Annotated in this window: 13 protein-coding genes; 4 read left to right on the forward strand and 9 right to left on the reverse strand. The window is 71.1% G+C overall.

The annotated features are described in order from the left end of the window. Positions 1–83: 83 nt before the first annotated feature. The 3 genes from ABS52_10085 to ABS52_10095 form a co-directional block, all read right to left on the reverse strand. Entirely contained in the window at positions 84–500 is a 417-nt protein-coding gene (locus ABS52_10085; protein ID ODT03228.1) for a hypothetical protein, read from the reverse strand. Positions 501–685: 185 nt separating this feature from the next. Next, the gene (locus ABS52_10090) at positions 686–1765 is read right to left on the reverse strand and encodes a 6-phosphofructokinase (GenBank protein ID ODT03229.1); all 1080 of its coding nucleotides are present in this window, start codon (positions 1763–1765) and stop codon (positions 686–688) included. A gap of 175 nt (positions 1766–1940) precedes the next feature. Then, positions 1941–2201 carry a hypothetical protein gene (locus tag ABS52_10095; protein ID ODT03230.1) on the reverse strand — a complete coding sequence of 87 codons (261 nt, stop codon included), beginning with the start codon at positions 2199–2201 and terminating at the stop codon, positions 1941–1943. 181 nt (positions 2202–2382) lie between these two features. Here ABS52_10095 and ABS52_10100 point away from each other — a divergent pair, with 181 nt between their 5' ends. Then, positions 2383–2802 carry a hypothetical protein gene (locus tag ABS52_10100; protein ODT03231.1) on the forward strand — a complete coding sequence of 140 codons (420 nt, stop codon included), beginning with the start codon at positions 2383–2385 and terminating at the stop codon, positions 2800–2802. Positions 2803–2827: 25 nt separating this feature from the next. Here the strand turns inward: ABS52_10100 and ABS52_10105 are convergent, their stop codons facing one another. The 4 genes from ABS52_10105 to ABS52_10120 all read right to left on the reverse strand — a co-directional run bounded on the left by ABS52_10105 (position 2828) and on the right by ABS52_10120 (position 7170). Further along, a complete protein-coding gene (locus ABS52_10105) occupies positions 2828–3946 on the reverse strand; it encodes an RNA helicase (GenBank protein ODT03273.1) in 1119 nt (372 codons plus the stop codon). A 393-nt stretch (positions 3947–4339) separates the two neighbouring features. After that, entirely contained in the window at positions 4340–5236 is an 897-nt protein-coding gene (locus ABS52_10110; GenBank protein ID ODT03232.1) for a hypothetical protein, read from the reverse strand. Positions 5237–5394: 158 nt separating this feature from the next. Further along, the gene (locus ABS52_10115) at positions 5395–5874 is read right to left on the reverse strand and encodes a hypothetical protein (protein ODT03233.1); all 480 of its coding nucleotides are present in this window, start codon (positions 5872–5874) and stop codon (positions 5395–5397) included. A gap of 165 nt (positions 5875–6039) precedes the next feature. Next, positions 6040–7170, reverse strand: coding sequence for a hypothetical protein (locus ABS52_10120; GenBank protein ID ODT03234.1), 1131 nt, complete (start codon positions 7168–7170; stop codon positions 6040–6042). Between the two features lie 250 nt (positions 7171–7420). Between ABS52_10120 and ABS52_10125 the strand changes: the two genes are divergently transcribed. The 3 genes from ABS52_10125 to ABS52_10135 are packed head-to-tail and all read left to right on the forward strand — an operon-like array spanning position 7421 to position 9071. After that, positions 7421–8221 (forward strand): hypothetical protein, encoded by an 801-nt coding sequence (locus ABS52_10125; GenBank protein ODT03274.1) that lies wholly within the window; start codon positions 7421–7423, stop codon positions 8219–8221. Next, positions 8218–8541: a hypothetical protein gene (locus ABS52_10130; GenBank protein ODT03235.1), complete on the forward strand. Its 324-nt coding sequence runs from the start codon at positions 8218–8220 to the stop codon at positions 8539–8541. Before ABS52_10125 ends, ABS52_10130 begins: the two co-directional genes overlap by 4 nt. After that, a complete protein-coding gene (locus ABS52_10135; GenBank protein ID ODT03236.1) occupies positions 8538–9071 on the forward strand; it encodes a hypothetical protein in 534 nt (177 codons plus the stop codon). Before ABS52_10130 ends, ABS52_10135 begins: the two co-directional genes overlap by 4 nt. A gap of 92 nt (positions 9072–9163) precedes the next feature. Here the strand turns inward: ABS52_10135 and ABS52_10140 are convergent, their stop codons facing one another. Beyond that, entirely contained in the window at positions 9164–11254 is a 2091-nt protein-coding gene (locus tag ABS52_10140) for a hypothetical protein (protein ODT03237.1), read from the reverse strand. Positions 11255–11308: 54 nt separating this feature from the next. After that, positions 11309–13195, reverse strand: coding sequence for a hypothetical protein (locus tag ABS52_10145; protein ODT03238.1), 1887 nt, complete (start codon positions 13193–13195; stop codon positions 11309–11311). Positions 13196–13486 lie beyond the last annotated feature (291 nt).

Genomic DNA, 13486 nt, shown 5'->3' on the forward strand with positions numbered 1-13486 from the left:
CCCCGTCGGCGGCTCGGCCGCTACGAAGGCGTCGTGGTCTGGCGGGAGTGAATGGTCATGGACGGCGCGGAGCACGCCGTAATCTAGTCGATCGGCTTGCCGCGCTTGCGCCCCTTCGCTTCGCGCTCGCCCTTCCCGTCCTTCCCGTCCTTCCCGTCCTTCACGTCCTTCACGTCCTTCACGTCCTTCGGATCGCGCCGGCTGCGCGCCCCGTCCTCGGGAAAGATCACCCGCCCATTCGGCGGCCGGTTCCGGATTGCCGTCGCGCAATCGGTGGGGGCCGGCTGCTGCGCCGGCGGCACGTTGTCGATCCAGATGCGGCACATCCCGGCGGGTGGCAGGTGGCTCTCCGGAATCGACTCCCGGGCAGCCCCCTTCTTGCCGGCCGGCACGAGCGACCGGACCGGGAGAGGGTTCTGCCCCTCCGCCCGATTCGGCGCCATCGCCAGCGCCGCCATCGCCACGAGTGAGATCCAGCCGATTCGAGAGACCACCACCACTCCCTGCTCGAGAAGTGTCGCGCTTCGGGGGCGCAGACGTGCACAGAAGGTGCCGATGCCGCCCGGATGCGCTCGAGCTGCTCTAACCCACATCAGTTCAACGTCTTACCCGGTACGTCGCCATCGGTGCCGCTCCCCGCACCGTCCCTCAGGGCAGACGATCGGGGAGGACAGGGGGACACCCCCTAGTCGCCGAAGGAGATCCCGGTCGCGCGCGCCGTCCGCACGATGTCGTGGTTGACATCCACTCGCTTCGGCTGCCTCAGCGCCTCGGTGAACGGGACCGTCACGATGTGCGGCGACTGCAGGGCGACCATGTGCCCCCACTTCCCCTGCTCCACCGCCTCGATCACCGCCCCCCCGAATCGCGTCGCGAGGAGCCGGTCGTACCCCGTGGGCCCGCCACCACGCTGCAAGTGGCCGAGGACGAGCGAGCGCGACTCCTTCCCCGTCCGCGTCTGGATCTCCCAGGCCAGCCGGCCCGCAATCCCCCCGACGCGCTTGTCCTGGCCCGGGAGCGAATCGCCGAGGATCGACTCCTGCCCCCCGACCGGAAAGGCCCCCTCGGCGACCACCACGATCGAGAAGTGCCGCCCGGCGCGGTCGCGCGCGCGCACCTTGGCGCAGACCTTCTCGATGTCGAACGGGATTTCCGGGATGAGGATCACGTCGGCCGTCCCCGCCACGCCGGCATGGAGCGCGATGAACCCGGCGTGACGCCCCATCACCTCCATCACGATGACGCGATCGTGGCTCTCGGCGGTGGTGTGGAGCTTGTCGATCGCCTCGATGGCCGTGTTCACGGCGGTGTCGAAGCCGAAGGTCGTGATGGTGCCGCTCACGTCGTTGTCGATGGTCTTGGGGACGCCCACGATCCTCATCCCCCGCTCGAACAGCCGTTGCGCGATACTCAACGAACCGTCGCCGCCGATCGTCACGATCGCGTCGATCCCCATCCGCCGGGCATTCTCGAAGATCTCGTCGGAGCGGTCGACCTCGATGAACGACCCGTCCGCCTGGCGTACGGGGAACTCGAAGGGGTTTCCCCGGTTCGTCGTGCGCAGGATCGTCCCGCCCAGGTGAGCGATGCCGCGCACGGCGTCGCGAGTGAGCGGGATGATGTCATCCTCGCCTAACAATCCGTAGTAGCCGCGACAGATGCCCAGCACGTCCCAGCCGCGGCTGGTGGCAGAGAGGACGGCGGCACGAATGACGGCATTGAGCCCCGGTGCGTCGCCGCCACCGGTTGAGAGTGCGATGCGCATCTCGGACAGAGGGGGTGAGGAACGGGCGAGGGAAGCGCGGACCTCCCCGGGCGATGGCATCCCTCCACCCCCGGGCGCCCTCGCGTCCCTGCCCGGATGCTGCGAGTGCTGCGTCAAAGGTAAACGATTCCCGTGCGGTCACGCCGCGCAGCGGTGCCCGGCGGCGGCGCCCCGCTCACCGCGGAACCTGCACCCCGGCCAGGTTGGCCAGCATCCGGATGATGGAGTCCTGCCTGACGGCCACGGTCCGCAGCGAGTCGATCTGGTCCTGCAGCTCCTGCTGCGCAAGCCGGATGTCGTTGAACGACTCGCCGAGCTCGGAGATGGCCTGCGCCGTCTGCAGGTCCTGCTGCGAGGGAGGGGCACACGCCGCCACTCCGAGGAGCGCGCTCGCCACCCCGGCCCCGAGTCGCCGTCGCATGGGATTGTGCGTCATGGAGGCGGATTATGGCCTCACGCGGGGAGGCGCGTAAGCTCCCCGGGGCTCGCGACGTCCGGACGACGTGCGCTGAGGGCCGTCCAGCGGCCCGGCAACGGATTGGGGGGTGCGGCAACGCCATGATGACGCGGACTGCTCGCGGGGGCGCCATCCTCGAGGCGTTCCCCAAGGAGCCCCCATGCGCGCCGGATACACGCTGGTCGAGAGCACCGTCGTCCTCGCCGTCATCGGCATCATCTCGTCGATGGCCATCCCCGCAATCGCCCGCCTGCGGGACCGCGCCGCCGTGCATGGCGCAACCTCGGCGCTCACCTCCACCCTGGCCGATGCCCGGCACCACGCATCGCGATGGCAGCGCCACACCGCGGTTCGCTTCGACACCGCCGCGGGGCGCGTCGTGGTCCACGCCGGGAGCGATACGCTCGCGCGCGCCATGCTGCACGACGTCTTCGGCGTCACCCTCGCGACCACGCGTGACTCCATCGCCTTCTACCCCAGCGGACTCGGATTCGGCGCCGCCAACACCCGCCTCATCGTCGGGCGCGGGGCGGCGGCGGAGACCGTCACCGTCTCCCGGGCGGGGCGGGTCAAGCGGTGAGTGACCGTGCCGCGCTCGCGTCCCGTCAGGACTCCACCGCGACCGTCCCGAAATCGTAACCCGGGATCGAGATCCGTTCGATGGGCTGTCCCAGGACCCGCTCGATCGTGCGCACCATGGCGATCTCGTCAGCCGCCATGAAGGTGAAGGCGTCGCCGGAGGATGCGGCGCGCCCGGTGCGTCCGATCCGGTGGACGTAGTCCTCGGCTTGCGAGGGAACGTCGTAGTTGATGACGTGCGTGATCCCCGAGATGTCCAGGCCGCGCTGGGCGATGTCGGTGGCCACCAGGACGCGGATCTCTCCGCGCTTGAACTGCTCGATCGCCTGCGTGCGTTGCGCCTGCGACTTGTCGGCATGCATCGCCGTCGCCTCGATCCCCGCGTCACGCAGGTCGTGCACGACGCGGTCCGCGCCGCTCTTGGTTCGCGTGAAGACCAGCACCGAGTCCATCTCCGGCTGGCGGAGGAGCTCCACGAGCAGGTCGTTCTTGCGCCCGCGTGGCACCGGGTAGACGGCGTGGCGCACCGTGCTCGCCGCCGACGAGCGCCGCCCCACCTGCACCACCACCGGGCGGCGCAGGTACTTGCGCGCCAGGGCCTCGACCTCGGGCGGCATGGTGGCGCTGAAGAGGAGCGTTTGGCGATAGGGGGGGACGCCGGAGACGATCCGGCTGATTTGCGGGGCGAACCCCATGTCCAGCATGCGGTCGGCCTCGTCGAGCACGAGGATCTCGAGCGACTCGAGCGACGCGTTGCGCTTCTCCATGTGGTCGATGAAGCGCCCGGGGGTGGCGACGATGACGTCGACGCCGCGCTGGAGCGCCTTCTCCTGCGGCTCGTACGGGACCCCGCCGTAGATCGGCGCGACCTCGACGCTGGTGAACTGCCCGTACTTGCGGAAGCTCTCGTCCACCTGCTGGCACAGCTCGCGCGTGGGCGTGAGGATGAGGCAGCGGAGCCGCCTGGGCCCGCCCAGCAGCCGATGCAGGATCGGGAGGGTGAAGGCCGCGGTCTTCCCCGTCCCCGTCTGCGCCAGCCCCATCACGTCGCGCCCCTGCATGGCGATGGGAATCGCATCGCGCTGGATCGGGGTCGGGGCGCGGTAGCCGGCAGCCGCAACGGCGCGGACCACCTCGGGCGCCAGGCCTAACGAGGCGAACGCCTCCCCGGCTTCGGCGGGAGCGACGTCGTCCGCGGGTCGGCCGTCGTCCGGGCCATCCGGCACGGCCGGTGCGGCGGCGCCGGCCACGTCGGGCGGCGCTGCGTCGGGGGCCGAAGGCGCCGCCGATGGAACGAGTGCGTCGGGGGGCGAGGGTCGCTTGGTCGTGCGTTTGCGCTGGCGCGTGGCAGGTCGCGTGGTCGTCATTCCGCGTGTCGTTGTCTGTTCCTCGGAAGCTAAGTGCCGGACGCAGGGCGACGCCACCGCCGCGGCCAACCGCCTGCGCCCACTGCCGCCGCGACTCACTGCCGCCGCGGCGTACAGCCGCCGCGACTCACTGCCGTCGCGGCGCACGACCCGGTGGGCGCGCAGCCCCGGCTAGGGGTGCGCCGCCAGGTGGGGGAGCAGCTCGTCGAGCACCCGCAGCGGCACTTCCTCGGCCAGGACGTGCCCCGCGCGGGCGATGACGCGCGCACGCCAGCGCGGCCGCCCAGCGGTGCGCGCCACGGACTCGGCGCCCCGTATCAACAGGTCTTGCCCCCCGAGGAGGACGAGGACCGGGGCGGTGATCGCGTCCAGCTCGGGGTCGGTGCGCGGCTCCAGGCGGTACCGATGGAGGAGCGCCCGCAGTGCCCAGCTGAAGGCGGGGTCGCGGGAGGGGGCCCAGTACTCGTCGGCGTCGCGCACCGCGAAATCGCCTAACGTCCCGTTGATGGCGCGAATCGCCAGGGGAATCGTCCACGGGGGAACGGCGTACTGCACGAGCGGCGCGGCAAACCCCGGCGTCGCCAGCCGGGCCAGCGCGAGGAAGCGCACGGGAGCCAGCCCCACCGGGGCCAGGAGGGTGAGCGACGACAGGCGCTCCGGCTGGCGCCGCGCCACGTCCAGCGCCACGCCGCCGCCTAACGAATGGGCGACGAGGGCGAGGCGTGCGCAGCCGAGGGCGTCGAGCACGCACGCCACGTGGTCGGCCATCGCCTCGCCCGAGTACAGCGCCGCGTCGCGCGGCTTGTCCGATCCGCCATGTCCGCGCAGGTCCATCGCGATCACGCGCCGCCCCAGCCCCATCACCGAGGGGAGGAGCTTGCGGTAGAAGTAGGCCGACGCGCCCCATCCGTGCACGAACAGCACCGGCGGGGCCGCGGCGTCGCCCCCCTCGACGAGGCGCACCCGCTCCCCGTTGCCGAGCCTGAGCTGCCGGGTTTCGAGCCCGGCCTCGTGGGCGGGGTAGCACTCGTCAGGCGAGAGCCGCCCGCGAAGGACGCTGACCAGCACGTGGACCTGTGGAAGGAGGGAGCGGTTCCTCCCAAAGTTGCCGCGCCCGCGCGTGGAATTGAAGCACGACGAACGACGGCGAGCCCTCGCACGACGCACGTGCCTGGACTCGCCGCCTACGCCGCACCCTCCTGCGATGCGACGCGTTCATGTCGCGGCTACTTCCCCGCCTTGACCTCGATCTTCCGCCCCTTGGCGACATCGTCCGACGCCTTGGGCATCGTCACCACCAGGACGCCATTCCGGAACTCGGCCGTGATCCTGGCCGGGTCGATCCGGCGTGGCAGGGTGAACGAGCGGGAGAAGCTTCCATAGTAGCGCTCGAACATGTGGAACTTCGGCTCCTCCTTCTCCTCGCGCTTCTCCTCGAGCTTCTCGCCCCGGATCGTCAGGATGTCGGCCTCGAACGAGACGTCGAGGTCCTTGCCATCCAGCCCGGGAAGCTCGGCGGTCAGGACCAGCGCATCGGGTTTCTCGACGATCTCGACCGGCGGCATCCACCCCACGGTCTCCATCGGAAACCGTTCCATCATCGGCGGCTGGTTGAACATGCGCAGCAGGCGATTCTGCATCTCGTCCATCTCCCGGAGCGCACTGGAAAAGATGGGCGTGGTGCGCGGCAGCAACTGTCTGGTCATACGGCCCTCCATGCTCGGACATCACGCGTCGATGCATCCACCATCGACACACGCAAGGTGGCGTGTTGCCGCCCTTCCGTCTGTAGGGCGCGTCGCGGATCGACTGCCAGTGTTCGGCCTACGTATCGGCGCGGGCCGGGACCCGACCCAGGTGGGGCGCGACGGTCAGGCGAGCTCCACCTCGCGCCCCGCCGCGCGCGCGATGATCCCGAGTCGCGTCGTCACCTCGGCCGAAACGGCGTCCGCATCCCGGCGCGCGTCGAGCGGGTACATCGCCCACGCCTCACACAGCGACGGCGCCCTCGGAGGCCCCCCGCGCGACGCCCGCCAGATCCCGTCGCGGTCGCACCCCCGCACGACCAGCTCGTACGCCTGTCCCCACGCCTCATGCGTCTGCATGAGGCCAAGGCGGGCAAGCGTCTCGAGCCAGAACAGCGTCGTCGCGACATCACCGGTGGGAGCGCTCCGCCCGGTCAGCGGGTCTCCCAGCACGAGCTGCGGCTGCGGGAGGAGGGCGTCGCCCACCTGCTGTTGCACTTCCTTCTGCCCGACCGGCCGGATGAGGTACTCGCGCAGTTCCTTGAGGAACTCGTGGTTCTCGTGCCGGTACAGCGGCATGTGGGCGAGCATCACCAGGAGCGAGACGGAGGGCGGCGTCGCATCGGGCGAGATGGCATGCTTGTTCCCGATGCGAACCCAGGGATCCTCGGCCAGCGGCGACTGCAGGAAGTCGCGGACGCGCTGCACCATGCGGTTGGCGCACCCGCGCAGCCTGGGATCGCTCTCGTAGCCGAGGCGGGCCAATACCGCCGCCGCCGCCTCCCGCAGCCGCCGCCGACCGTAGCGCCGATAGTCCGCCCCCGTCCCCCGCGCCCCCAGCTCGAAGAGGTAAGCCGGGTCGTTGTCTTCGGCGAGCAGGCGGAAGAGCGTTCTGCGCGCCACGAGGAATGGGGGAAAATCGGGGTCGTACCCCAGCTCGAGGAGCCGATGCACCGCGGGGATCGTCCCGATCGCGTCATCCAGCTTCCGCGCACCGTCGCTCGGGATCTCGAGCATCGATCCGTTCCAGGTGCCATCGATCCGCTGGGAGACGGCGAGGCGCAGCCCCGGGAAGTACGCCAAGGGGATGGAGGGGAGCCGCTCCGCTGCATCCGCAAGCATGGCAACGGACTTGATGGCGCGATACTGTACCGGAGGCGACCCGTTGGTGATAATCCATTCCAAGGGGAAGCGCAGCGGTTCGGGGCCGGAAACGTCGGCTGCAACGATCTCGGGGAGATTCTGCGGCAGGGTCACGGGACCAATCCACCTCGCAAGTTGTTGCACGACATACAACTAAACTGCGACGCCGGCGGCGCGCGGACCCGCCGCCCCATACGTTATCAGTTTAGAGAAACGGCGCTAGAGGTCCCGCGCCCTGCGCTTGTCCGGGGAGCGGGTGCTCTCCAATTTGCCCTTTCTGACGTTCACCGTACCGACATGCCACCAGACGCCTCCTCGCCCCCCTTGCCACACCGGCGCCGCCGTGCGCGGTGAATTCGTCGATGTGGGCGGTGCGCGCCTCTACTACTATGCCGCTGGCACGCGCGGCGTAGGGGAGCCGGTCGTCTTCATTCACGGCTTCCCCACCTCATCGCATCTCTGGGGCGAGGTCGTCCCGCTGGTCCCCAAGGGGCACCGCGTGGTGGTCCTCGACCTCCTCGGCTACGGGCGGAGCGACCCTCCTGGCGGGGCGGAGCTCTCACTGCGGGCGCATGCCGATCGCGTCATCGCGCTCCTCGACGCGCTCGGGATCAACTACGCCACCATCGTCGGGCACGACATCGGCGGTGGGATCGCGCAATCCCTGGCCATCCGCTATCCCACGCGGGTTTCGCGATTGTGCCTCATCAACTCGGTGGCCTTCGACGCCTGGCCGGGACGGGAGGTGAAGCTGGTACGGGCAACGATGCCGCTGACGCGCCACCTCCCCGCCACGTGGATTCTCTCCGTCCTCCGCGCCGACCTGCTGCGCGGCTATGTCGTCTCGGAACGGGGGGCCCACTCCATCGAGCAGTTCGTGCGCCCCTTTGCGACCGATGCCGGGCGCGACGTCCTCATCGCGCACCTGGCGGCGCTGGACCCCGCGGAAACAAAGGCGTTCGCCCCGCGGTTGAAGGATATCGTGGCACCGACGGCGATCGTGTGGGGCGCCGAGGATCCCTTCCTGCCGCGCGACATTCCGCAGCGGCTGGCGGAGGCGATTCCTGGCGCCACGCTCGACGTGGTGTCCGACATGCGACACTTCACCCCGGAAGAGGCGCCCGAACGGGTGGCCTCGGCCCTCACCGCGCTCCTCGCCCGATGACCGCGCCGCGACTCGACACCTTCCGTGCCATGGTGGCGCGAAACCCGGCAAACCCGCTGGCGCGCTTCGGGCTGGCCAACGAGCTGTTGAAGGCGGAGTTGTGGGAGGAAGCCCGCGAGCACCTTGTCGCCTACCTCGCCGCGTTCGACGACGAAGGCAATGGCTACGGGCGCCTCGCGCAGGCCTGTGAAGCGTTAGGCAGGACCGAGGAGGCCCGCGAGGCATTGCGGCGCGGCATCGCCGCGGCGAACCGCTTCGGGCACCCCGGGCTGGCCGGCGAGCTCGCCGGCCGACTCGACGACCTGGAGGAATCCGCGTGACTCGTCTCGTCCTGGGCGCGCTCGCCGCCCTTGCCTTCTGCACCCTCGACATCCCGGCGCTGGCGGCCCAGCAGCCGGCCCCGGTCGCCGCCCGCCCCGTCGGCATCGGCACGCGCGTGCGGATCTCCGCCCCCACGATGCGGCGCGACCGCTTCGTGGGACGCGTCGACTCGCTCGACGCCGAGGCCGTCACCCTCGACACCGCGGGGGTGCGCCGCCGTCTCGGCTTCGAGATGGGACCGGTCCTCGTCGAATCCTATCGCCGCGTCACGATCCGGACCTCGGCGATCGAGCGCATCGAGGTCAGTTCCGGCCGTACGACGCGCGGCGCGACCGTGAAGGGGATCGTCATCGGCGGCTTGACCGGCGCCCTCCTCATCGGGTTCGGGCAGCTGCCGGAGGTGAACCCGCGGGCGAAGGACTTCCTCAAGGGGGCCCCGGTGGGGCTCGCGCTGGGCGCGGTGGTCGGCGGGCTCGTGGGCTACGCGTTAGGCGGCGAGCGCTGGGTCCCGGGCGAGCTCCCCCGCTAGCTGCCGCCCCGCCGGCGGCGCCCCGCAACACGCCCCGCAACACGCCGCGCCGCACCACGCCGTACCACGCCGCGCCGCGGCGTCCCGCCGCCTTACCGGACTTCTCGCGCCGCGTCGAGGACGTGGGCGATGTCGCGCGAGAGCGCCCTCGCCTCCTGCGTCGCCGAGGAGACGTCGTCGAGGGCCGACTGCACCCCCGCCGAGCGCAGGGCGATCATGTCGAGGCGCATGTTCTGCAGCACCAGCGATGCGCTGTCGAGCTGCGAGCGCAGCGTCTCGTGCCGCGACAGGAGGTCGGCCATCGTCGTGCGCTGGCGCTCGAGGAGCTGGATGCGCTGGTCGCGCTCCCGCGACTCCGGCTGCGCCCGTGCCGCTTGCAGCCGCTGCTCGAGTTCGGCCACCGCGGCGGGGCGCACATCCTCCTCGAGGCGATGCAGCGCCTGGGCCAGCGCGGCCACGCGCTCGGCGAGGGCGTCGACCGTCGGCGCCACGTCGGGGATGAGGTCGCGATCTGCTTTCGATAGTTTGGCGAGCACGTCCTGCACGGCCAGGCGATCGGACGCCGCGCGCCGCACCTGGTCGCCATACGGCCCGGCCAGGACGTCGTCGGGCACCATCCGGCGCGCCAGCTGCGCGGGTGACGGGAGTCCCGCCCCGGCCCCGGCCGCGGCCCCGCCGGCGAACGCCCCCGCCTGCAGGGCGCGCCGTGCCTCCCTCCCGAAGATGTCCTTGAACCGCACGCCGTCGGCCCAGAGCGCCGCGAGCCGCTGCGCCAGCGGGATCGCCATCCCGGCCGCCGGGAAGAGGAACCAGAGGAAGTCGGGGGAGAAGACCAGGTTGATCGCCGCGAGAAACCCCACCGTCACCGCCGAACTGGCGGTGCGACGTCGGAAGGCGCGGATCCGGTCGACGACGCTCATCTGGCCGAACGATTCCAGGCTCTCCTTCCCGCGGAGCGCGGCGCGTTCACGGCGCAGCTCGTGGCGCGAGAGCCTCCCGCGCTCGCGCACGTCGCGCCACGATTCGGGCATCCAGGGGGGGACGGGCGGAAGGGGGAGCAATTCCTGGTTTGGGCGCCTTGCGTCCGCCCCCCCCCATCCGGCATTGGCGGCGTCGATGGCGTCGCGCCCCGCCTCGGACGCGGCGCGCACCGCGTCGCGGCCGAGCGCCCGGGCGTCGTCGTGTGCTCCCCGCACGATGTCGCGCACGCTCGCGGCGATGCCCTGCTCCTGCGGGGCGCGATGCTTCCACGCGGACGAGAGACGGTCGGACTGCGGATCCGGCCGGCGTCCCGATTCGGCCGGCGGGAGCGGCGCACTGGCGGGGCGTGCCGCGAGCCCGTCCTCGATGGCGGCGATGGCATCGCGAAAGGCCGCGGCATGCTCCCACCGATCCTCGGGACGCTTCGCCATGGCGCGGTCGATGGCGGCGACGAGGGGCGGCGGGAGGTCGGCCCGGCGCTCGCGCAGCGGACGGGGGGTATCGCTGATGTGCTTCATCAGCATCGCGGGGGTGTTGGACGCCTGGAACGGGAGTTCGCCCGAGAGCATCTGGTAGCCCACGATTGCCAGCGAGTAGAGGTCGGCGCGCCCATCCACCTCCCGCTCGCCCATCGCCTGCTCCGGGGACATGTAGGCCGGGGTGCCGACGGCGATCCCCGTCACGGTGAGCCGGGCATCGCCCTCGGCGGCCCGGGCAATGCCGAAGTCCGTGACGAGGGGGCGCCCGGTGACGCGATCGATGAGGATGTTGTCGGGCTTGATGTCGCGATGGACGATCCCGTGCGCGTGGGCATAGGCCAGCGCGTCGGCGACGCCGCGGAGGATGCGGCAGACTTCGGCGAGGGGGGGGCGCCGCACCGTCGCCAGGCGCAACGCCAGCGGTTCTCCCTCCACCAGCGCCATCACGAAGCAGACCAGCCCGTCGCGTTCCTCGACCGCGTAGATGGGGACGATGTTGGGGTGGTTCAGCTGGGCCGCGGTCTGCGCCTCGCGCAGGAAGCGCTGCCGCACGTCCTCGCGGTACGCCAGCTCGGGGGGGAGGACCTTGATGGCGACGGCGCGGCGCAGCTTGCGGTCGAGGGCGCGATACACCACGCCCATCCCCCCGCGTCCGAGCTCGCCCTCGATCTCGTAGGCGCTCCCCAGCGCTGCGTCGACGCGTTCGCGAAGGATATCGGTCATCGGCTGCCGGAGGCGCTGGGCGCGGGTGACGGACGGACCGTCGCCGCGCGGGCGCTAGCCCCGTCCTCCCAGCTTCAGCTTGGCCATCTCGTCGCGCGCGTACACGGCGGCGTCCACCTCGCGCCCCAGCGCGATCGCCTTCTCGGCGACCGAGGTGATGGTCTGGTAGTCCTGCGGCCCGCTGCGCAGGCGGACCACCTCGAGGCGCATGTTCTGGAGGGCCAGGACACAGCTCTCGAGCGTTTCGCGCGCATGCGACAGGCGACCGCCGAGATCGGCCACCGACCGACGTTGCCGCTTGAGGTACGCCAGGCGCCGCACGCGTTCCTCGCTCCCGCGGGCGTCGAGCGGATTGGCTTCGCCCTCGAGGCGGGTGATCTCCGCATCGAGTTGCGCCCCGGACTCGGGGCCGATGTTCCGTTCCAGCTCCGCCACCTGCAACGCGAGCCCCTCGACCCGCTGGTAGAGCGCCATCGCCGACGAGGGGACGTCGCCCAGCAGCGAGCGCTCCTTCTTGGGCAGCCCCTCGATGAGGCGGAGGATCTCGTCGCGGTTGCGCCGGGCGTCGTGCACCGACCGGGCGGCCGTCCCCGCGAGCGCCCCGAGCTGGGCGGCCGAGGCACCCGCACCGAGCGCCCCCGGCGTCCCCGCGCGGTCGAACAGCTCCGCCCCACGGCTCCCGCGCAGGCGGGCCCGATCGCGCACCTCGGTCCGCTTGGCCGGATCCCAGAGGGCGCGCACGTTGTCCACCCATTCGGCGACGACGTCGAAGAAGAGGCGGTCCTTCGGCTCCTTGAGGACGTCGCGCCAGTCGTAGCCGTCGGTCCAGAGCTTGGCGTATTTCCAGGCGATGTAGATCGAGTACATCCCCCACAGCCCGGCGAAATCGGGGCCGCCGAATGCGGCCACGACCACGCTGACCCCGCCGGCGAACATCCACGGGGCGAGCTTCTTCCGGAAGGCCACCACCTCGGCGGCATTCCAGCGGGCGAGTTCCTCGCCGGTGGGCGGGGCCATTCCGCCAGCCGCAACGCCGGGGCGCAACGCCGCCGCCTCGATCGCCGAGCGCTGGGGCATCGTTCCGAGCGACAGCGGCCCCCCGTAGGCCGGCTCCGGCACGTCCCCCGATTCGAGCGCGGTCGCGAGGGCGGCTGCGCTCGGGAAGCGGTTGGTCGGGTCCTTCTCCAGCATCATCATCACCGCCCGCCCGAGGTCGGGGGGGACGCCGGGGCAGCGCTGGTGCACCGGGGTGGGCGTCTCGGAAATGTGCTTGACGAGGAGCGCCGGGGTGCTCGACGCGTTGAACGGGAGCTCGCCCGTCAGCATCTGGTAGCCGACCACGCCTAACGAATAGAGGTCGGTGCGCCCGTCCACCTCGCGCTCCCCCATGGACTGCTCGGGCGACATGTACGCCGGCGTCCCGATCGCCATCCCGGTGGCGGTGAGCCGCGCGTCCGCGCCGTCGCTCACCGCCCGCGCGATGCCGAAGTCGGTGACCATCACCCGCCCGTCCTCACGGTTGATGAGGATGTTGTCGGGCTTGATGTCGCGGTGCACCACCCCGCGTTCGTGGGCGAAGGCCAGGGCGCGGGCCACCTCGAGGAGGCACCGCCGGGTGTCCTCGAACGAGAGCGCCCCGTCGCGGTAGAGGCGCACCGCGAGGTTCTCGCCATCCACGAACGCCATCACGAAGAACACCAGCCCCTCCCGCTCGTCGACGGAATAGATCGGGACGATGTTCGGGTGGCTGAGCTGGGCGGCGGTCTCGGCCTCGCGCAGGAAGCGCGTGCGGATCTCCCCGCGGAAGGCGAGCTCCGGCGGGAGGATCTTGATGGCGACCTGACGCTTGAGTCGCCGGTCCCGCGCCAGGTACACGATCCCCATCCCCCCGCGCCCGATCTCGCGGTCCAACTCGTAGCTGCCACTGAGCACGCGTTCCACGTGTGCGCGAAGCTCGGAGTCGGACGACGAAGCGAAGGGTGCTGACACTCGAGGGGGGGAGGTTGGAGCCTGAAGGACGGACAGCATCGTAGTGTAGCATTCGGCCGAGAGAGCGTCTAGCGCATGGTGCCGCCGCTACGGCGCAGTCGTCCGCACACTACGTCAGAATGGCCCGGGAAAGTTGCAAAGCCCGTCATCATGGCCGAAATCGGGAGCCCGCAACGTGCAGGAAGCGGTACCAGGGAAGACGGACCCACGAGATCCCGCGCTGTGCCTGCGGAACGCAGGGCC

This window comes from Gemmatimonadetes bacterium SCN 70-22, from assembly GCA_001724275.1.
In the GTDB taxonomy this organism is placed as follows: domain Bacteria; phylum Gemmatimonadota; class Gemmatimonadetes; order Gemmatimonadales; family Gemmatimonadaceae; genus SCN-70-22.